The organism is Deltaproteobacteria bacterium (assembly GCA_005879535.1).
Taxonomy (GTDB): domain Bacteria; phylum Myxococcota; class Myxococcia; order Myxococcales; family 40CM-4-68-19; genus 40CM-4-68-19.
Genome location: VBKI01000070.1, coordinates 86,248 through 105,799 on the forward strand (window position 1 = coordinate 86,248; position 19,552 = coordinate 105,799).

Below are 19,552 nucleotides of genomic sequence, written 5' to 3' on the forward strand. Positions count from 1 at the left end.
ATGGCCAAGGCGCCTCTATAGACCGAGCTCGCGGCGGAACCAGGCGACCGTCGGCTTCAATCCTTCTTCCAGGCCGATCTTCGGCTCCCAGCCGAGCAGCGTGCGCGCCCGCGTGATGTCCGGGCGGCGCTGCTTCGGGTCGTTCTCGGGGAGCGGTCGGACCGAGCGGATGCGGCCGCCCTTCCCTACCACCCTGCGCGTCGTCTCGGCCAACTCGATCAGCGTCATCTCATGGGGATTGCCGAGGTTGACCGGCCGCGCGTCACCCCGCTCCAGCAGCGCGAGGAGTCCCGCCACCAGATCGTCGACGTAGCAGAAGCTGCGGGTCTGCGTCCCGTCGCCGAAGACGGTGAAGTCCTCGCCCCGCAGCGCCTGGCTGACGAAGGCTGGCACGACCCGGCCGTCGTCGCTGCGCATGCGCGGGCCATAGGTGTTGAAGATGCGCGCAAGCCGCACGGGCAGCCCGTGCACGCGCGCGTACGACGTGATCAGGGCCTCGGCGAAACGCTTCGCTTCGTCGTAGCAGGCGCGCGGTCCCACCGGGTTGACGTTCCCGAAGTAGTCCTCTCGCTGCGGATGCTCGAGGGGGTCGCCGTACACTTCGGAGGTGCTGGCGTGCACCAGCGTGGCGTCCGTGCGGCGCGCAAGCTCGAGCGCGTTGCGCGTGCCGCGCGATCCGACGTCCAGCGTCTCCAGCGGCAGGCGCGCGTAGTCGAGGGGCGAGGCCGGGGAGGCAAGATTGAAGACGGTGGCCGCAGCGCCCTGCAGCGGAATCGGCTCGCACACGTCGTGGTCGAGGAAGGTGAATCGGGGTTGTCCGCGGTGACGCTCGGCACTGTCCCGCCGCCCGGTGAGCAGGTTGTCGACGGCGACGACCTCGTCGCCGCGCGCGAGGAGGCGATCGACGAGGTGGCTGCCGATGAACCCCGCCCCTCCCAGCACGATCGAGCGCACTACTTCACCCTTCCGTACCAGTCCTCGAGGCGGACGACGTCGTCGAGCTCCGGCGTGGAGGCCTCGAGGATGTCGCAGTCCGTCTGCGCAACCATCCGGTGCCGCAAGAGCGGAGTGACGTGGAACGAGTCTCCCGGCCCGAGGACCCGCTCCTCCAGCTCCTTGCCCTCTTCGCCGGTCTGCAGCTTCATCGTCCCGGAGAGCACGTGGATGGTCTCGTCCTTGCGCAGGTGGTACTGCAGGCTGAGCGCGTGCCCTTTGTCGATGTGGAGGATCTTTCCCACGTAGCGATCGGTATGCGCCCAGATGAGCTCGTACCCCCAGGGCTTCTCCACGCGGACCGGTTGGATGGAGGGCATGATCAGCGCGCCGGCATCACGGCTGCGGCAATGCGCAGCTCGCGCTCGACGTCCTTGCGGAAACGGTTTGCGGCTTCCTTGTCGTGGAAGGCCCCGACACGCACGCGGTACCAGGTGCCCTTCGACCCGAGGTTCGCCTCCACCACGTAAGGCTTCAGCCCGGCGCTTCGGGCCCGGCCCTCGAGGCGGACGGCTTCCGTGCGCTCCTGCGAGGCGCCGATCTGGACGGTGTACTCGCCGAGGTCGTTCGGCGGCGGCGTCAACGTCACCGGCACAGGCGCAACCTGCGCTGCGCGCGGCGGCGGCCCCACGACGGTGGCGACCCGTGCCGGGGCGGGAACGACGGTCGTTTCGGCGGCCTTCGGCGGGTGCAGCGCCGCCGGCGTCTGCTTTCGCGCCTGGGCGTCGAGCGCGGCGAGATCGCCGGAGATCTGGACCCCGACGTCGCTCGTGGCCGCCCTCTTCCCGATCAGCATGCCGAGAGAAAAGACGGCGGAGACGAGCAACAGCGCGCAGACCGTCAGCGCCACGAGCTGGCGCCCGTCGAGCGAGAGATCCAGTCTCTGTCGCAGCCGCTGCGCGTCCCGCATCCGTCGCGGGTGTACCAGAGGGCGGCCGGTCGCCGCTACTCTTCGTCCGTGGCGGGCGCGTCCATCCGATCCGGAGCGGAAACCCCGAGCACCGCCAGCGCGTTGGCCAGCGTCTGCTTCACCGCCCAGACGAGAAAGAGGCGCGCGGACGTCTTGCGGGCGTCGTCGGAGATCACCCGCTCGGTCTTCTTGTACTTCGTGTAATAGCCGTGGAACTGCGCGATCGTCTCCTGGAGATAGAAGACGACCTTGTGCGGCTCGAGCGCGGCTGCTGCGTGCGCGATGAGCTCGGGAAACTGAAGGATGCGCTTGATCAGGTCGATCTCTTCCGGAAGCTGCAGCGCCGGCAGGGCGCCCGCGTCCCAGCGAGGCTCCACGCCCTTCTCCTCCTTCGCCCTGCGGAGGATCGCGGCGCATCGCGCGTGGCCATACTGGACGTAGAAGACGGGATTCGTGTTGTCCCGCTTCTGCGCAAGCCCGAGGTCGAAGTCGAGCGCCATGTCGCCGCGGCGCAGCAGGAAGAAGACGCGCGTGGCATCCGCGCCAGCGGTCTCCAGGAGCTCGCGCAGGGTGACGAAGTTCGCCGCCCGCTTGCTCATCCGGTACGGCTGGCCGTCCTTCATCAGATTGACGAGCTGGAAGAGGATGACCTCGAGCTCGCCGCCCATCGCGGCCACCGCCGCCTTCATCCGGGGAATGTACCCGGCGTGGTCTGCGCCCCACACGTCGATCAGCCGGCGGTAACCGCGGGAGAGCTTGTCGAAGTGGTAGGCGACGTCCGCCGCAAAGTAAGTCGGCTCGCCGCCGGTCTTGAACAGAGGCCGGTCGCGGTCGTCGCCGAAACGCGTGGTCTTCACCACCTTGAGCGGCTGCGCGACGTACTCCTCCTCGTCGATCTCGACGCCTTTGGGTGGCGGCAGCACTTCCATGGCCGTCAGCCCTTTCTCGTCGAGCACCCGGATGGCGGCGGCGAGGCGATTCTCGTCGTGCAGGACTTTCTCGCTGAAGAAGTTGTGGAAGCGGATCCCGAAGAGCGCGAGGTCCGGCTTGATCATGAGATCCAGGACGTAAGCGGTGGCGAACCGGCGCAGCGGCTCACGGATCTCTTCGAACGGACGCGAAGGATCGCCCTCCGACTCCAGCCAGGCCAAGGCTATCTCCTTGACGTACTCCCCCTGGTAGTCCTCTGGATCGAGCGGAACGCGCCGGACGTCTGGACGCAGCTCGGTGGCGCGCGCGAGGACCGCGTGGGCGAGCCGCCACGCCTGGCCGCCGGCGTCGTTGATGTAGAACTCGCGAAACACTTCGTATCCCGCCCATTCGAGGAGATTGGCGACGACGTCGCCGATCACCGCCCCGCGGCCGTGGCCGACGTGCATGGGTCCGGTGGGATTGGCGCTGACGAACTCCACCATCGTCCGCAGGCCGCCGCCGGAATCGCTGCGGCCGAAGCGTTCGCGCTCCGCCCAGACGGTGCGCAGCGCCTTGTGCCAGACGTCGGCTGCGAGCCGGAGGTTGAGGAATCCCGGCCCTGCGATCTCGGGCTTTCCGGCGAGCAGTCCTTCGGGGTCTTCCAGGCGGTCCACGATGGCCTGCGCCAGCGCCCGCGGATTCGGTCTCTGTGCGCCGGTGGCCTGGGCATGTTGCTTGGCGAGCGCCATCGCCGAATTGGCGGCGAAGTCGCCGTGCGCGACCTGCTTCGGCGCATCGAGCTGGACGGGATATTCCCCCGGAGGCAGGAGACCATCTTTCACGCATTTCTGCAGCGCGGCCTGGACCAGCGCGGCGACCTGCTCCTTCACCATGCCGATCCCTTGGAATACTCCGCGTCGAACGACGGCCGCAGCCGGTCCCAGCTCGCGTGCAGGTGCTCGATCATCACCTTGGTGTCGCCGAGGACGGGCATGAAGTTCGTGTCGCCGGTCCAGCGCGGGACGACATGCCAGTGCACGTGCCCGGCGATGCCGGCTCCGGCAGCGGATCCCAGGTTCATCCCCAGGTTGTAGCCCTGCGCACGGTAGGCCTGCCCGACGAGTCGCATGGCGACCCGCACCATCTCGGCAAGCTCCTCATGCTCCTCGCGGGGAAGGGAGACGAGGTCCCCGCTATGGCTGCGCGGCACCACCATCAGGTGGCCGTTGTTGTACGGGTACCGGTTGAGGATGGCGAACGTATGCGGCGTGCGCCCGAGGATGAGGTTCTCGCGGTCGTTCTTGGCGCGCGGCAAGTCGCAGAAGATGCATCCGTTCTGAGCCCCTGCCTTCGCGATCAGCTCCATCCGCCACGGCGCCCAGAGCTGCTCCATCACCTCACCAGATTCGGCGCCAGGAACATCAGTCCTCCCTGGGGAACGGCGGACCGCACGCCTTCGCTCGCGCCCTGGAACGCGCCGCGCATCAGATCCCGGAGCGAAAGCTCGTGCTCGCGCGGCGGATACTGCACCTTCGGTTCGCCGCTCTGGCCCGCGAGGCCCCAGGCCGCCGCGATGGCATCGTCGAGACCGCCCAGCTCGTCGACGAGCTTCAACTCCTTTGCGCGCTTGCCGGTGTAGATGCGGCCCTCGGCGATCTCGCGGACGCGCGCCTCCGGCAAGCCGCGGCCCTGCGCGACCGCCTGCACGAACTGGGCGTAGACATCGTCGGAGATGCTCTGGATCTCTTCGCGATCGGTCTCGTGGATGGGCCGGAAGGGCGAGAGCGTGTCCTTGTACTTGCCGCTCTTCAGGGTGGTCTCCTCCACCTTGGCCCATTCCAAAAGGCCGCGAACGTTGAAATGCATGAAGATCACGCCGATGGAGCCCGTGAGCGTTCCGGGCTCGGCGAAGATCCGGTCAGCCGGCGCGGAGATGTAATAGCCGCCCGACGCCGCCAGCCCTGCCATCGAAACCACCACCTTCTTCCTCGCCTTGATCCGCTTGATCGCGTCGTGGATCTCCTGCGAAGGGGCGACGGCGCCTCCGGGCGAGTCGACGCGCAGCACGATCGCTTTCACGTCGTCGTCCTTCTCGTACTTCTTCAGCAGCTTGACGACCTTGTCGGAGTCGACGCCGGCGGGGGCGGCGTCGCCGATGGTGCCCTTCGCTTCGACGATGCCGATCCGGGCGCCCACGGTGGTCTCGGTCTCCAGGCTGACGCCGGTGGCGGTGCCCTTCACCGCGGAGTAGGCGAGCAGCATGAACCCGAACAGGACCAGGAACAGGCCCCCGAAGATGACGCCGAGCACGACCGCCGCGCGCTTGTCCAACTGGGACGCTCCTTCGAGAACAGAGGCCGCTTGCTACCACTCGAATCGTGCGGGTACAAGCGCTGCGGTGTCCTTCCGGGGCATGCTGACGGCGCTGGTCAAGCGTGTGCCGAAGGCGCGCGGAGCGGTGTTCTGCGATCACGAAGGCGAATCCGTGGAGCTGGTGATCCACGACGACACTCTCTCCGAATACGAGCTGAAGGTGGCCGGTGCGCAGCTCGCGGCGGTCTGGCTGGCCTTGCAAGAAAGCGCACGCGACTGTGGCGCCGGCGCGCTGCTCGAGCTTCAGGTCGGCTGCGGCGCGGGAAGCCTGCTCTGCCGGGCGCTCCCCGAGGGGTACTACGTGGTGCTGCTCGTCGGCGAGGGCGGGTCCGGCGCATCGGCGGCGTTCGCGCTGCGATCCGTGGCCACCCAGATCGCGTCGGAGCTGTAGCGGTCTACAGGGCGCTGGCGCCCCGGCGGGCGTACCGCACGAGCGCGCGAAGATCAGGATGATCGCGGTCGAGCTCGAGCCCGCCGCGGTGTTGGCCCGGGCCGCTTACGATTCCTCCCCAACGCGATCGATCCTCGACCTCGACGCCGTCGGGATTGAGCAGCAGCGGCTCGCGGGGATCGAGGTCCTGCGCGGACTTCAGATACCGGAGCGCCGCTTTCTCCGCTCCCTCTCCGTTCACAGCCAGGACGGCGATGCCCGCGAAGTTCAGGGCCGCAATCCGCTTGTCGAACACGGGCCGTGTCGGCACCGCGGCGATCACCACGGCCACGCGGGGTCTGGCGATCTCGGCCGGCCGCCACAGCCATGCCAATCCGTCGCCGACGCGCACGGGCGACGGTCGCGTGATCGAGGCGCGGGAAAGACCGGGCCTCGGGCTGCGGGTGATGCGCGACGGCGTGCCGCGGCCGATGCGCAACTCCCAGACGTCAGTCGTATCGTCCGAGAGCCGCCATCCGAAGAGGAGCCGTTCGCTGGCGTGGTCCCAGACGAGACCTCCTTCGGCGAGTGCCCCCGAGGGAGGAACCGCGAGCGGCTGGGCGCGCAGCGAGGGAAAATCGAGCAGCGAGAAGATGTCCTGGCCGTTCGATTCGACGGCGACCGCCAGCCGGTGGCCATCTTCGCTGACGGCGAACGCCTCGACGTTCTGCGCCGGCGCGTGGATGGTCCTGCGGGCTCGTCCCAGGACGACCACCGCGTCGACACCCATCGTCGCCCGATCGGCATCCGTCAGCACGTACACCGTCCGTCCGTCCGGCGAGAACCGCGGCTGACGCGGAGGCGATGTCGACGATCACCACCGCCTCCGACGCCTTGCGATGGACGAGTGCGAGGATCGCGCGGCCGTCGGGAGAAGGCGGTCCGACCGCGAACAGACCCGAGAGAGCTTCCGCGAGCGGAAGCGACCCTGCGGCAGGCTGCGTCCCGGATGCAGGCGGCGGCGGCGCTACTTCGGAGGATTTCTTCGAATCGACGGCGAACATACGCAGCGACACGGTGGCGCCGTTCTGGACCGCGTAGAAGAGCTTCTTCCCGTCGCGCGAGAAGCCGCCCAGGAGCTGATCTCCGGGATCGGGATCGACGGGGATCGGTGGCGCACCCTCTTCCTCGAAGAGGATCAGCCGCCGGCGTCCGTCTCGCAGCGCCACCACGACCAACCTTCCCGGCTCGGAAGGCAGGTAACGGACTTCGACGACGCCCTCCGGCTCGTCCGTGAGCTGGGTCGGATAGCTGCCTTCGAGCTCGACGGTGGCGGCCTGGCGGGCGCCGAACAGCGTGGTGAGGAACGCGACGCGGGTCGTATCAGGCGAAGGCGCGGGCGCCCAGGCGGCCGCCGCCGATTCGAGGTGCCGCAATCGCGCCTGCAGGTCTTCGGCGGGCGCGGCGAGCAACAACGCGGCAAGGAACATTGAATTCCGGCCTCCTTCGGCCGTTCTACTCAACGGCGTGGCCGAAGGCGAACGCCGCGCGTCGCTGATGCTGCTCTCTTGACGCGCGGAGGGCCCGCCCGCAAAAGGAGTGCGCATGCGCCGACTTTTCCTCGCAATCCTGCTTGCCGCCGGGTGCATCCACGGCTCGCCGGCATCCCAGCGCGATTCGGGCGCGATGCGCGCCATCGTCCAGCAGGAGCGCTGGGCGCAGGACGCGCTGGCCCGCCGGCCGAACCGCGCCGACCTCCAGGCAATCCGATCGAGCGACTACGCGGCGGTGGGCCGTGGCCGGGGTGAGCTGAAGCGGCTGCTGCAAGGCATCGATCGCGGCACCTGGATCCGCAACACGGCAGCCGAGCTGATGGCGGACGATCCGGATCCGCAGCTCGCCGCCAGCTTCGATCGAGCAGGCCGGCTGCGCGCCGACGCGATCCAGGCTTCCGACGAGCTCGCCTCCGCGCTGGCCGAGGCGAAAGGCGGATTGACCATCGGCGACCTCCGGCCGGGCCTCGAAGCAGTTCGGAAGGCGCAGGCCAGCGAGGACCGGCTTGTCCGGCTGCCCCCACGCGCCGGAGGCGTGAGGCTTGCGCCCGCTCCACTTCCGCTCCCCAGGCCGTTCCTCGGATCCGCGGCGCGGCTGGTGTCGGCGAACCCGGAGCTCGCGCGCGAGCTCGACCGCCTGCCTCCCGACGACGCCGCCCAGATCCGCGCCCGGCTGCCCGACATCGATCGGGAAAAGGAGGAAGCGAAGCGAGCGGAACCGGCGGCGACGGCGCCGCCGCCCGCGGTTGCGGAGCAGGCCGCGCCGCCCGAGCCGCGCGAAGCGGAAGCGCCCTCACCGACGCTGACGGTCGCCAACGACGCCAAGGCGCTGCTCGCCAAGCGGACGCCGCGCTCGATCACGCTGCGGGAAGACGGCCTGTTCGAGCTGTCCTACGACGACGCCGATTACCTCGTCGACCCGCAGGGCAAGCTGGTGCGCAAGGAAGCGCCGGCGCAGAAGTAATCACCGCTGGAAATCGTAGACGCTGCCCAGCCGCAGGATCCGTGTGAGCTCGTCGAGAGCCGTCATGGTCTCGCGCGCCAGGCGAGGGTCGGCGAGGTCGTCGCCGGTCAGCCGGTCGCGGTAGTGCCTCGTCACCCACTCCTCCAGCTCGGAGCCGAGGGAATCGTCCCAGAAGACGCGAGCCCGGATTGCCGATCGCTCCGAATCCTCGAGGACGATCCGCTGCCGCAGGCACGCCGGCCCGCCGCCGTTCTCCATCGACTCTCGCAGGTCGAGGTGGTGCACGCTCTTCACCGGACCGTCGGACTCGACCAGCCGCTGCAGCCAGGCACGGGCATGCGGATCCTCCCTCGATTCCTGAGGAGCGACGATGGCCATGCTGGCGTCGGGAAGCGTGACGAGCTGCGAATTGAAGGGGTACGACGCCACGGCGGACGCCACCGGCAGCTCGCTCTCGGTAGCGAGAACCGCGATGAACGACGGGCCGAGGACCTCGCGCAACTTGCTCAAGAGCCCCTCGGTATCGACGAAAGCGAATTCGTGCAGCAAGAGGACGTTGGCGTTTCCCACGGCAAGGACGTCGGTGTGGAAGGCGCCGGCGTCGATGCCGATCGGGTGCTGCTGCGGAAAGAGAGCGCGCGCGGCATCGACGCGGCCCAGCCGCGCCAGCGCGTGGGAGGCTTCGCGGGTCTGTCGGGCCGGATATCGCGACGGCTCGCCCGCAGGCGATGGCTCCGTGAACGCGCGCCGCCCCCAGGCGAAGAGGTGCACGACGTTTCCGTCCGTGAACAGGCGGCTGTGGTTCGCCGCGCCCTCGTCGGAGAAGTGTCCCCCACCGGGGAGCGGATCGTGAACCTCGAATCGTCGTGCGTCGGCAAAGATGGCGCGGAGCACGCGCGCCGTCGTTTCCGCTTCCAGCGAGCGGTGGAACATCGCGGTGAGATTCGCCGGCACCAGGTGCACGCGGTGGTCGGTTGCGTCCGCGCTGGGGATGGCCGTCGCCGCGTTCGCCGTCCACATGGCGGCGGCGCTGGAGCTGATGCGCAAGAGCTGGTCCTTGAGCTCGGGATCCTGCGCCGCCTGCGCGATCACTTCCTCGTCGCTGCCGCGAAATCCGAGGCGACGCAAGGTGCGCAGCGAGGGCCGCTCGTGCGGCGGCAGCATCGCCTGTCCCACGCCGAGCGAGGCGACGAATCGCATCTTCGCCAGCCCCTGCAGCGCCGCCCGTCGCGGGCTCGCCGGCTGGCCGCCGTGCGCGAGCGAGGCGAGATTGCCGTGGGAAAGACCGGCGTAATTGTGCGTCGGGCCGACCAGCCCGTCGAAGTTGTATTCGCGCGCGCGCACGCGACCCGTCCGCTACTTTCCGTAGAACCGGAACACCAGCTCGGCCACGCACGCGGGCTTCGACTCGCCCTCGACTTCGATGGTCGCCGCGAGCAGCCCCTCGGCGCCGTTGGAAATCTCGGTGACGTCGCCGAGCTTCACGTTGAGCCGGTAGCGCTGCCCGTCCTTGAGAGGGTTGGGAAACCGCACCTTGTTGAGCCCGTAGTTGATCACCATCCCGAAGTTCTTGATCTCGACGAGCTCGAAGAAGATTCCGGCGATGAGCGAGACGGTGAAATATCCGTGGGCGATGGGCTTGCCGAACGGCGACTCCCGCGCGATGCGCTCGCGGTCGACGTGGATCCACTGATGGTCACCGGTCGCGTCCGCGAACTTGCGGATCGCCTCGTACGTCATCTGCCGCCAATCGGAGACGCCGATCTGTTTTCCCGCCAGCGATCTCAATCCCTGAAGGCCGTCGATCACGGTCTTGCCCATGATGCCTCCCGGTCGGTTGCGAGGTCTCTTTAGCACGCCTGCTGTATGGTGGGCGCTTACTCGAGGACCCGGACGGGCAGCACCACCATCTGCAAGCCCGCGAACTGAAGCCGCCGCTGCATCGCGTAGGCGGTCTCGTTGTGCAGGAAGCGGTCGAACCAGCGCTCCCGCTCGAAGATCAGCTTTCCGGCGAAGAAGATGGCGCGGGGAAAGTCCTGCGCGATCTCGCTAGCCACGCGCACGGACTCTGCCACCGCCTCGGTTCCCATCGCCAATCGGGCGTCCGCCGGCAGCCCCATCCTCTCCGCCTGCTCGACGTACTTCCTCAAGCCTTCCTCGGCCTGCTCCCGCACGCGGTCGACCTCCTCGACGCCTTGGAAGGTGGCGCTGTCCACCACGCCTACGGTCACGAAGAGCACGTTCTGGAAATAGCGCGGGAACAACTTGAGCACCGTGAGCAGCGAGTGGATTCCGAGGCCGGAGTAACCTCCGACGAGCATCACGGCGGTGGGCTTCTTCGGGTCGAGCGACCTCTTCGCGACCGCCTGCGAGGGCAGCGCCCCGAGGATCTGATCGAGCCGCTTCAGGCGAGCAAAGACGCCGGCGTAGTGGCGGCGGATCGCCATGCAGAGCGCGATCAGCGCGCTGGTGGCGAGCACGGTCAGCCAGCCGCCCTCGCGGAACTTCTCCGCCACCGTGATGGTGAGGATGACGATACAGAGCGCGCCGCCCACCAAGTGGATCCAGACATGGCTCTTCCAGTCCGGCAGCTTGTGGCGGGTCTCGCGCTTCACCCAGTAGCGGATCATTGCAACCTGGGTGAGCGAGAACGTCAGGAACACGTTGATGGAGTACATCACCACCAGCGCGTCGACCCTGCCCCCTGTGTAGAGCAGCATCACAAGGCCGGCCCCGCCCATCAGCAGGACGCCGTTCTGCATGGTGAGGCGGTCGCTGAGGGCGCTGAACCGGTGCGGAAACCAGGAGTCGTGCGCCATGTTCGCCATCACCCGAGGGCCGTCGATGAATCCGGCCTGCGCGGCGACGAAGAGCAGGAGCGCCTCGGAGAGCAGCGTGATGAACACGAACCACTTCCCGACGGGCAGCCCCAGGAGCTGCACGTGCCCCGCGACTTTCCCCGCCAGCAGCGAGTTCATGGTGTGGTCGGGGTCCAGGTAACGCACGTCGAGCAGCAGGTAGCAGAGGATGATCCCGGCGGCCGTGACGGCGAGGCTGATGGCCATGTACGCCATGGTCCGCTTGCCGGTCTGGACGCGGGGCTCGCGCATGATCTGCAGCCCGTTGGAGACGGCCTCGATCCCGGTGTACGTGCCGCCGCCGAGCGAATAGGCGCGGACGAACAACAGCAGCAGGCCACCCAGACCCAGCGTGGACATCCCGCGCGAAAGGCCAGCCGACACTTCCTGGACCACCTCGTGCGCGCGCCCCAGGTGCAGTCCGATCCCGGTTCCGATGATCACCGCATGCGTGACGAGGAAGATGAGGAAGATGGGCATCAGCGCCGTCACCGATTCCTTCACGCCGCGAAGATTGAGCAGGACCAGGATGAGCACGCCCGAAAGCTCGACATGCAGCTTCAGTGGCACGCCCACGATGATGAGGTTGGCCCAGCGAGCGCCGTCCGGCAGGACGCTGAACACCGCATCGCCGCCGGCGGCGATGGAGATCGAGATCGTGAGCACGTAATCGACGATCAGCGCGCACCCGCTGACGACGCCCGCGCGCGGTCCGAGAAGGCGTGTAGCGACCACGTAGCCGCCCCCGCCGAAGGGGAAGTGCTCGATCACGCGGCTGTACGCGGCGGCGATGATCAGGACCGTGAACGCCGTGGCAGCGGCGAGGAAAACCGCCAGATACGTGTGCTCGCCGAGGTTCTTGAACGCTTCTTCCGGTCCGTATGCGGACGAGGACAGCCCGTCGGCGCCGAGCCCGACCCAGGCGAGGAATGCGATGAGCGAGATGTGGCGGAAGAGGTGCGGGTCCTGCAGGTCCTTCGGGCCACCGAGGAGGAACCGTTTCAGCCTCTGCGCCGGTCTTCGGCGCTGCTCCGGCGGCACGGACTCTGCGGGCGTGCTCATCGAGAAGTTCGGGAGCAAGGCACGCGCCACGTTTCCTGTCGAGCCGCATTTGGCCCCCTTGCGGCGGATACCCGTCGCGGTATTGCATGTTGCAATGTCGAACCACGCCATTTCTTGCATTTCGCAAGCGGCGGCGGTGTCGCCGTGAGCACGCCCTCCCCGGCACGACGCCTGCAACCAGGGAACCGGATGCAGGGCGGATTGCAGGTGGTTCCGGGAGAACGACCCCAGGTCCGGGCATTCCTCGTCGCGCAACTGCGCTGGGAGCGTTATCGCGCGATGCGAAACCTCCTCGTTCATCTGCTCGCGCTCTCGGCGATCTTGTTCTGGCCGCCGATGCCAGAGCATCTACGCACGGCGATCGCAGCCGCGTCCGGGGCATGCTTCCTCGGCGCGCTGTTCGCTGGGATGATGGAATGGCATTGGGGCCGCGAGCGCAACCGCCGTGCGGGGGCGTTCTCGCCACCCGGAGATCCGCATTGAACGACGAGGCGAACACCACCAGGCGTGCGATGCGAGTCCTGGTCGTCGACGACGAACGCAACATCCGCAAGACGCTCGCCGTCTGCCTGGAATCGCTGGGCTGCACGGTGACGGAGTGCGGCTCGGCGGCGGCCGCCATCGAGTCGCTGGCGCGCCTGCCGCACGATCTCGCATTCGTCGATTTGCGGCTCGGGCGGGAAAGCGGTCTCGATCTTCTCGGTTCGCTTCTTTCCGAGCGTCCGGCGCTCGAGGTCGTCATCATCACCGCGTACGCCACCATCGACACGGCGGTGGAGGCGATCCGCCGCGGGGCGCGCGACTACCTGCCGAAGCCGTTCACACCGGCCCAGATCCAGCGCGCGGTCGAACAGGCTCGCTCGCGGATGGACCTGTCCCGGCGCGTCGCCGACCTCGAGGAGCAACTCGCCGGTGCCACGCCGGAAGTGATGCTCTCCACCTCGAGCGCCGCCATGCGCGCGGTGCTCGACGTGATCGGCCGTACCGCCGCGCACGACGTCCCGGTCCTCTTGCGCGGCGAAAGCGGCACCGGCAAGACCGTTCTCGCCCGGGCCCTCCATCGGCAAAGCCCCCGCCGTGAGCGTCCGTTTGCCGTCGTGAACTGCCCGGCTCTCAGCGAAGAGCTGCTGGCGAGCGAGATGTTCGGGCATGCCAAAGGCGCGTTCACCGGCGCGGTCCGCGATCAGCCCGGCCGGGTGGAAGCCGCGGAAGGAGGCACGCTCTTCCTCGACGAAGTCGGCGAGGTCCCGCAGTCGATCCAGGCCAAGCTCTTGCGGTTCCTCCAGGACAAGCACTTCGAGCGCGTGGGCGAGACACGCACCCGCGTCGCCGACGTCCGGATCGTCGCAGCCACGAACCGGAACCTCGAAGAGGCGGTCCGCGCAGGACAGTTCCGCGAGGATCTGCTCTTCCGCCTGAACGTCGTCGAGGTCATCGTCCCGTCATTGCGCGAGCGCCGAGAGGAGATCCTTCCTCTCGCCCAGAGCTTTCTCGGCTTCTTCGCTCGAGCGGCGCGCCGCTCGCCGCAACAGCTTTCGCCCGAAGCGGAACGGGCCTTTCTCGCGTATGGCTGGCCGGGAAACATCCGCGAGCTGCGCAATGCGATCGAGCGCGCGGTCATCCTTTCCCCGGCCCAGATCCTCCAGCCACAGGCCTTTCCCGAGCGCATCGCGCAGACGGCGACGACGGTGCCGCAGCTCGGCGCCGACTTCACGGTCGAGCAGGTCGAACGCGAGCACATCCTGCGCGTGCTTGCCCGGACCAGGACGCAGGAGGAGGCGGCCCACCTGCTGGGAGTGGACGCCTCGACCCTGTGGCGGAAGCGGAAGAAATACGAGAATGAGTGAGGTTACGCGGCCGTCGCCCGCACTGGAGTGCGTCCGGGCACCGGCAGCGTGAACCAGAAGCGGCTCCCCTTCCCCGTCTCGCTCTCGACGCCCATGTCTCCGCCGTGCGCGAGGACGATCTCCCGCGCGAGATAGAGCCCAAGGCCAATCCCCTCTCCTTTGGTCCCCGGCACGCGGAAGAACTTCTCGAAGATCCGCTGCCGGTATTCCGGCGGAATGCCGTGTCCGTGGTCCTCCACCTCGAAGCGCACGCTGTCGTGCTGCGGCCGGGCCCGCACGATGACCGCGCCACCCGGTGCGCTATGCCGGACTGCATTGCCGATCAGATTGTCGAGGACGAGCGAGATCCGCTCCGCATCGGCGAGCACCGGCAGGACCGGCTCGCCAAGCTCCGCGGCAAGCTGGATCCTCGCCGCCGACGCCGCGGCAGAGCGGTTCGCAAGCGCTCCCTCGACCAGGGACTTGGCGGAAATGGCCGCCGGTTGCACCTCGACCTTTCCCGCCTGGATCCGCGCGAGGTCGAGCAGATCGTCGACGATGTCCTGGAGGCGCTCGCAATCCTCGCGCGCCGCCTGCAAGAGGTCCGCCTGTTTCTCGTTGATCGGCCCCACGGTGCCTTCGACCAGGATGTGGATCGCCATGCGCAACGACGTCAGCGGCGTGCGGAACTCGTGCGCAACGGTCGCCACCAGATCGTTCTTCAGCTCGTCGAATCGCACCAGGCGGGTCACGTCCTGCAGGACGATGGTCGCCCCGACGACGGCCCCCTCTTCGGAGTAGAGCGGAGTCGCACGCGGCAGCAGCCTGCGGTCGCGCACGTGAAGCGCCTCTTCCAGGCCGCGGGGGAGATACGGTCCTTTTCCCGAAACGACGTGCGCCCGTACCTTCTCGATCGCAGTCCGCAGATCCGGGTCGATGCGCGCGAGAGGCTGCTCGCCGGCGTGGATCTGCAGCTCCCGCTCGGCGCTCTCGTTCACGTTGAGGAGCGCCCCATCCGCGGCGACGACGAGGATGGGATCGGGGAGGCTGTCGATCGCTGCCTGCGATGCCTGCTGTGCCTGGAGCAGCTCCCCCAGCGAGCTGCTCCGGTATTCGCGCAGTTTGTCGGCCATCGTATCCAGCTCGCGGCCCACCTGCGCGATCTCGTCTTGTCCTTCGATGCGCGCCCGGGCTTCCAGATCACCTTCCCCGATGCGGCGCACCGCCAGGCTGAGCCTGTTCAGCGGCCGCAGCACGCGCCGGGTGAGGGATACGGAGGCGAACAGGCAAAGGGCGAGCGCCGAGATGGTGGACAGCAGCAGCAACGAGCGATTGCGTTCGGCGGTGGCGCGCGCGCGGTCGCTCTTGAGCAGCATCGCGTCCTGGTTGATCTCGAGGATTCTTTCCGCGGCGTCCTTCAACCGGAGGAATTCCGGCTGCAGCTCGGCGAAATAGTCGCGGCGCAGGTCCTTCTCCTCGCGGAGCCGGCGAAAGGCGTCGTATTTAGCGACGTATCCGTTCCAGGCCGCGCGCAGGCGGCGCGTCGCGTCCGCCTCGCCGGTTTCGGTGATGTTCCTCTCCTGGATCCGCAGCTCCGTCTCGAACGCCTCGATGTTCGGACCCGCCTGCGCATCGCCCTTGTCCGGACGGCCGGCGGCGCGGAAGAGGGCGGCGCTGTCCACCCGTTCGGCCGCTTCCTTCATCCGCTGGGCCGCGAGGACGCTGCGGAAGTTGTCCTGCAGGATGCGCTCCGAGCTCTGGCCCAGCGTCTGCACGGTGGTGAGCGCCACGACGCCTACGAGGGCGAGTCCGACCGCCAGCGGCGCCTGCGCCAACAGCAGCTTCGTCCGCAGGGTCACGCCGCCCTCTCCTCATCCGTCGCCGCCACCACGTGCAGGTCGAAGTCGGTGCCCTCGCGGATCAGCCGCGTCAGGACCGAGCCACGCAGCACCTGCTTCCACCAGGGCTGCATCGAGCGCCCCACGATGACGTGCGCCACGCCGTGCGTCCGGGCGAAATCGAGCAGCGCCTGCGCGGGCTCATCCGATTTGAGCCGCACCACTTCCGCGCCCAGTTCTCTCGCCTTTTCGACGTTTCCCAGCAGGTGTCGCTGCGCCTCGGAGTCGATCAGGGTCGGCGCTTCGTCTGGCGTTTCCACGTACACGACGAACCAGTCGGTGTTCAAGCGGCCCGCCATCCGCGAGCCCCGCGAGAGCAGCGTCTTCGCGCGCGGCGGATTCGAGGCCAGGGCCACCATCACGCGTCCGGACGCCTTCACCTCCGGCGCTCCTTTCGCCAGGCCGGCGCGATCCAGGCTCTCCGCCACCTCACGCAGCGCGAGCTCGCGCAGCGTGGCAAGGTTCTGGTCCTTGAAGAAGTGCTCCAGCGCCCAGGGGATCTTCTCTGGCACATAGATTTTTCCCGCCCGAAGGCGTTCCTGCAGGTCCTCGACCGTCAGATCGAGGTTCACCACCTGGTCGGCTTGCGTGAGGAAGTTGTCGGGAACGGTCTCGCGCACGACGACGCCCGTCGCCCGCTCAATCAGACCGTTCAGGGATTCCAGGTGCTGCACGTTCATGGCGCCGATCACGTTGATTCCCCCGTCGATCAGCGCGAGCACGTCCTGGTAACGTTTGCGGTTCCGCGACCCCGGTACGTTCGTATGTGGGATCTCGTCGACGACGGCAACGGTGGGACGACGAAGCAAAACGGCCTCGAGATCCATCTCCTCCACGGTGACGCCGCGATAGTCGACGCGGCGGCGCGGGATCACTTCCAGCCCCTCGATCAGCGCCGATGTCTCGGCGCGCCCGTGGGGCTCGATAAACGCGATCACCACGTCCACTCCGCGGCGGCGGAGATCGTGCGCTTCCTGCAGCATGCGGTACGTCTTTCCCACGCCCGCGGCAAAACCGACGTACAGCTTCAGGCGGCCGCGCCTTCCGCGCTCCACCAGCTCGAGGAAGTCTTCGGGCCTTCGCGTTTGCGCCGGCTTCGTCATCTGCTCCGGGGTCATTCCACCACGTGCCGGCGCCGCTCGCCATCGGCCACGGGCGGCGGCTATCTGGTCGCCAGCGGTGGCCGTCCGAAATGCCGGTCGAGCGCGCGGTTGACCAGCAGGACGTTGACGCGGGGCTCGCCCAGGACGAGCAGGTCGCGCCCTTCGATGTTGGCTTCGATGACGGCGCGGACGCGCGCCTCGTCCACGTTGCGCGCGCGGGCGATGCGCGGAGCCTGCCAGAGCGCCGCCGCCGGTGAGAGATGAGGGTCGAGTCCGCTGGCGGAGGCGCTGACCAGCTCCGCCGGCACCGTTTCTTCGGCATTGGGATTTTCCTCGAGGAGGCGCTGCAGCTCCTTCGCAGCGCGCTCGCGGAGCACCTTCGAGGTCGGCCCCAGGTTGGAGCCTGAGGAGCCTGCCGCGTCGTAGCCCTTTTCACCGGCCGCCGATGGCCGCGGCTGCAGATATCCCGGCTTGCCGAAAGGCTGCGCGATCAGCTCGGAGCCGACGGCGTTTCCCGGATCATCGGTGATCAGGCTACCGGCGGACTGGCGGGGAAAGATCGCGCCGGCGACGGCCGTCGTGATCAGGGGATATGCGACGCCGAGGGCGATGAGCGTGACCAGCGTGGTGCGAACGGCGGCAAAGAGCTCATTGCGTAGCATGAGCGCCTCCTCAAACCAGACCGACGGCCGCCAGGCCGAGATCGATGATCTTGATGCCAACGAACGGAGCGACGACCCCGCCGACTCCGTAGATGAGCAGCGAGCGCCGCAGCAGCGCCGCCGCTCCGAGCGGACGATAGCGCACTCCGCGCAGCGCCAATGGGATCAGCAGGATGATGATGATGGCGTTGAAGACTACCGCGCTGAGGATGGCGCTGTAGGGCGATGCGAGGCGCATGACGTTGAGCGGCGAGAGCTCCGGAAAGACGCCTACGAAAAGCGCCGGAAGGATGGCGAAATACTTCGCCACGTCGTTGGCGATGGAGAACGTCGTCAACGTCCCGCGCGTCATCAGGAGCTGCTTGCCGACCTCGACGACCTCCAGCAGCTTGGTGGGATCGGAGTCGAGATCCACCATGTTGCCGGCTTCCTTGGCAGCCTGCGTGCCGGTATTCATCGCGACGCCCACGTCCGCCTGCGCAAGCGCCGGCGCATCGTTGGTGCCGTCGCCGGTCATCGCCACGAGCTTGCCCTTCCCCTGCTCGTCCTTGATGAGCTGCATCTTCGTCTCCGGCGTGGCCTGCGCGAGAAAGTCGTCCACGCCGGACTCGCGAGCGATCGCCGCCGCCGTCCTGGGGTTGTCGCCGGTGATCATCACCGTGCGGATGCCCATGGCCCGGAAGCGCGCGAACCTCTCCGCGATGCCGCCCTTGACCATATCCTTCAAGTGGATGAGGCCGAGGACCCTCCCCCCCTCCGCCACCGCCAGCGGGGTTCCGCCGGCATCGGCGATCTTCCAGGCGGTCTGCACCAGCTCTTCGGGCATCTGGGCGCCTTGCGACTTGACGTAGTCGCCGACGGCGTCCACCGCTCCCTTTCGCACGCGCCGCTCGCCCAGATCGCATCCGCTCATCCGCGTCTGCGCGCTGAAGGGGATGAAGTGCGCGATCCCCTTCGTCTCGCGGCCCCGCAACTGATGCTTCTCCTTCAGCAGCACGACGATGGACCGGCCTTCGGGCGTCTCGTCGGCGAGGCTTGCGAGCTGCGCGGCATCGGCCAGCTCTTCCATGCGGACGCCGGGCGCAGGGAGGATCTCCGTCGCCATCCGGTTGCCGAGGGTGATGGTTCCCGTCTTGTCGAGCAGCAGCGTATCCACGTCGCCCGCTGCCTCCACGGCGCGCCCACTCATCGCCAGGACGTTCTTGCGCAGGAGCCGGTCCATTCCCGCGATGCCGATGGCGGACAAGAGGCCGCCGATGGTGGTCGGGATCAGGCAGACCAGCAGGGCCACCACGGCCGTCGCGCCAAGCCGGATCCCCGAATAGAGGCCCATGGGTNNNNAGCAGGATGTGCAGCGCGATCTCGTTCGGCGTCTTCTGCCGCGACGCGCCTTCCACCAGGCCGATCATCCGGTCCAGGAACGACTCGCCGGGGTCCACCGTGATGCGCACCACGATGCGATCCGAGAGCACTTTCGTGCCGCCAGTTACCGCTGAGCGATCGCCGCCGCTCTCGCGGATCACCGGCGCCGACTCCCCGGTGATCGCGGACTCGTCCACCGAGGCGATGCCTTCGATGACTTCGCCGTCGCCGGGAATGACCTGGCCGGCGTCCACGATGACGAGGTCGCCCTTCTTCAGGCGCGAGGCGGGGATGATGTCCTCATTGGAGATGCCCGGCACGTCCTCGCGCTCGGGCCAGTACCGCACCTTGCGTGCGACGGTGTCCTGACGCATCCGGCGCAGGGTGTCCGCCTGGGCCTTGCCGCGCCCTTCCGCGACCGCTTCGGCGAAGTTCGCGAACAGCACCGTGAACCAGAGCCAGATGGAGACGGCGAGCGTGAACCAGGTCGGCGCCGCCCCCGGCGAGGGAGCGAAGACGTCGCGAAGCCAGATCGCGGTGGTGAGGACGCTGCCGATCTCCACCACGAACATGACCGGATTCTTCGCCACCAGGTGTGGGGCGAGCTTCTTGAACGACTCCAGGATCGCCGGGCGAAGGATCGACGGATCGAGGAGCGAGAGCTGCTTTGCCTTGGGGGCCATTTCAGAAGACCCTTCCTGCTCCG

The 19,552-nt window shown here is 68.0% G+C and carries 18 protein-coding genes and 1 pseudogene; 5 read left to right on the forward strand and 14 right to left on the reverse strand.

Annotated features, from left to right (window positions below; translation table 11 throughout):
* Positions 1-15: 15 nt before the first annotated feature.
* Genes E6J58_15770 through sppA form a run of 6 tightly spaced genes read right to left on the reverse strand, consistent with a single transcriptional unit; the run spans position 16 to position 5,146 of the window.
* Entirely contained in the window at positions 16-975 is a 960-nt protein-coding gene (locus E6J58_15770) for an SDR family oxidoreductase (GenBank protein ID TMB35653.1), read from the reverse strand.
* On the reverse strand, positions 954-1,313 hold the full coding sequence (locus E6J58_15775; protein TMB35654.1) for a cupin domain-containing protein: 360 nt from the start codon (positions 1,311-1,313) through the stop codon (positions 954-956). The genes E6J58_15770 and E6J58_15775 overlap by 22 nt, the downstream gene beginning before the upstream one ends.
* Before the next feature lie 2 nt (positions 1,314-1,315).
* Complete coding sequence (locus E6J58_15780; protein TMB35655.1) at positions 1,316-1,903, reverse strand: SPOR domain-containing protein; 588 nt, start codon at positions 1,901-1,903, stop codon at positions 1,316-1,318.
* 35 nt (positions 1,904-1,938) lie between these two features.
* Complete coding sequence (locus tag E6J58_15785; GenBank protein TMB35656.1) at positions 1,939-3,708, reverse strand: arginine--tRNA ligase; 1,770 nt, start codon at positions 3,706-3,708, stop codon at positions 1,939-1,941.
* Positions 3,702-4,211 carry an HIT domain-containing protein gene (locus E6J58_15790; GenBank protein ID TMB35657.1) on the reverse strand — a complete coding sequence of 170 codons (510 nt, stop codon included), beginning with the start codon at positions 4,209-4,211 and terminating at the stop codon, positions 3,702-3,704. The genes E6J58_15785 and E6J58_15790 overlap by 7 nt, the downstream gene beginning before the upstream one ends.
* Positions 4,208-5,146: a signal peptide peptidase SppA gene (gene sppA, locus E6J58_15795; protein TMB35658.1), complete on the reverse strand. Its 939-nt coding sequence runs from the start codon at positions 5,144-5,146 to the stop codon at positions 4,208-4,210. Before sppA ends, E6J58_15790 begins: the two co-directional genes overlap by 4 nt.
* A gap of 67 nt (positions 5,147-5,213) precedes the next feature.
* Between sppA and E6J58_15800 the strand changes: the two genes are divergently transcribed.
* On the forward strand, positions 5,214-5,579 hold the full coding sequence (locus tag E6J58_15800; GenBank protein TMB35659.1) for a roadblock/LC7 domain-containing protein: 366 nt from the start codon (positions 5,214-5,216) through the stop codon (positions 5,577-5,579).
* Between the two features lie 4 nt (positions 5,580-5,583).
* Here the strand turns inward: E6J58_15800 and E6J58_15805 are convergent, their stop codons facing one another.
* Complete coding sequence (locus tag E6J58_15805) at positions 5,584-6,381, reverse strand: hypothetical protein (protein TMB35660.1); 798 nt, start codon at positions 6,379-6,381, stop codon at positions 5,584-5,586.
* A 76-nt stretch (positions 6,382-6,457) separates the two neighbouring features.
* On the opposite strand from E6J58_15805, the gene E6J58_15810 reads away from it, so the two are divergent.
* Both E6J58_15810 and E6J58_15815 read left to right on the forward strand, forming a co-directional pair.
* Positions 6,458-7,051 (forward strand): hypothetical protein, encoded by a 594-nt coding sequence (locus E6J58_15810; protein TMB35661.1) that lies wholly within the window; start codon positions 6,458-6,460, stop codon positions 7,049-7,051.
* 112 nt (positions 7,052-7,163) lie between these two features.
* A complete protein-coding gene (locus tag E6J58_15815; protein TMB35662.1) occupies positions 7,164-8,075 on the forward strand; it encodes a hypothetical protein in 912 nt (303 codons plus the stop codon).
* Here E6J58_15815 and astB read toward each other — a convergent pair whose 3' ends face one another.
* From astB to E6J58_15830, 3 genes are read right to left on the reverse strand one after another with little or no spacing between them, the layout of a single operon-like run.
* Positions 8,076-9,419, reverse strand: a complete 1,344-nt coding sequence (astB, locus tag E6J58_15820; GenBank protein ID TMB35663.1) for an N-succinylarginine dihydrolase — start codon at positions 9,417-9,419, stop codon at positions 8,076-8,078.
* Positions 9,420-9,431: 12 nt separating this feature from the next.
* Positions 9,432-9,896, reverse strand: a complete 465-nt coding sequence (locus tag E6J58_15825) for a MaoC family dehydratase (protein TMB35664.1) — start codon at positions 9,894-9,896, stop codon at positions 9,432-9,434.
* Positions 9,897-9,952: 56 nt separating this feature from the next.
* Positions 9,953-11,995: an amino acid permease gene (locus E6J58_15830; GenBank protein ID TMB35745.1), complete on the reverse strand. Its 2,043-nt coding sequence runs from the start codon at positions 11,993-11,995 to the stop codon at positions 9,953-9,955.
* A 144-nt stretch (positions 11,996-12,139) separates the two neighbouring features.
* On the opposite strand from E6J58_15830, the gene E6J58_15835 reads away from it, so the two are divergent.
* Both E6J58_15835 and E6J58_15840 read left to right on the forward strand, forming a co-directional pair.
* Positions 12,140-12,478, forward strand: a complete 339-nt coding sequence (locus tag E6J58_15835) for a hypothetical protein (GenBank protein ID TMB35665.1) — start codon at positions 12,140-12,142, stop codon at positions 12,476-12,478.
* A 29-nt stretch (positions 12,479-12,507) separates the two neighbouring features.
* Positions 12,508-13,842 carry a sigma-54-dependent Fis family transcriptional regulator gene (locus E6J58_15840; GenBank protein ID TMB35746.1) on the forward strand — a complete coding sequence of 445 codons (1,335 nt, stop codon included), beginning with the start codon at positions 12,508-12,510 and terminating at the stop codon, positions 13,840-13,842.
* Between the two features lie 2 nt (positions 13,843-13,844).
* Here E6J58_15840 and E6J58_15845 read toward each other — a convergent pair whose 3' ends face one another.
* The 4 genes and pseudogenes from E6J58_15845 to kdpB form a co-directional block, all read right to left on the reverse strand.
* Entirely contained in the window at positions 13,845-15,680 is a 1,836-nt protein-coding gene (locus E6J58_15845; protein TMB35666.1) for a HAMP domain-containing protein, read from the reverse strand.
* The gene (locus E6J58_15850) at positions 15,677-16,822 is read right to left on the reverse strand and encodes a histidine kinase (protein TMB35747.1); all 1,146 of its coding nucleotides are present in this window, start codon (positions 16,820-16,822) and stop codon (positions 15,677-15,679) included. The genes E6J58_15845 and E6J58_15850 overlap by 4 nt, the downstream gene beginning before the upstream one ends.
* 59 nt (positions 16,823-16,881) lie before the next feature.
* Positions 16,882-17,484, reverse strand: coding sequence for a potassium-transporting ATPase subunit KdpC (kdpC, locus tag E6J58_15855; GenBank protein ID TMB35667.1), 603 nt, complete (start codon positions 17,482-17,484; stop codon positions 16,882-16,884).
* 10 nt (positions 17,485-17,494) lie between these two features.
* Positions 17,495-19,529 (reverse strand): annotated as a pseudogene (kdpB, locus tag E6J58_15860) (potassium-transporting ATPase subunit KdpB).
* Positions 19,530-19,552 lie beyond the last annotated feature (23 nt).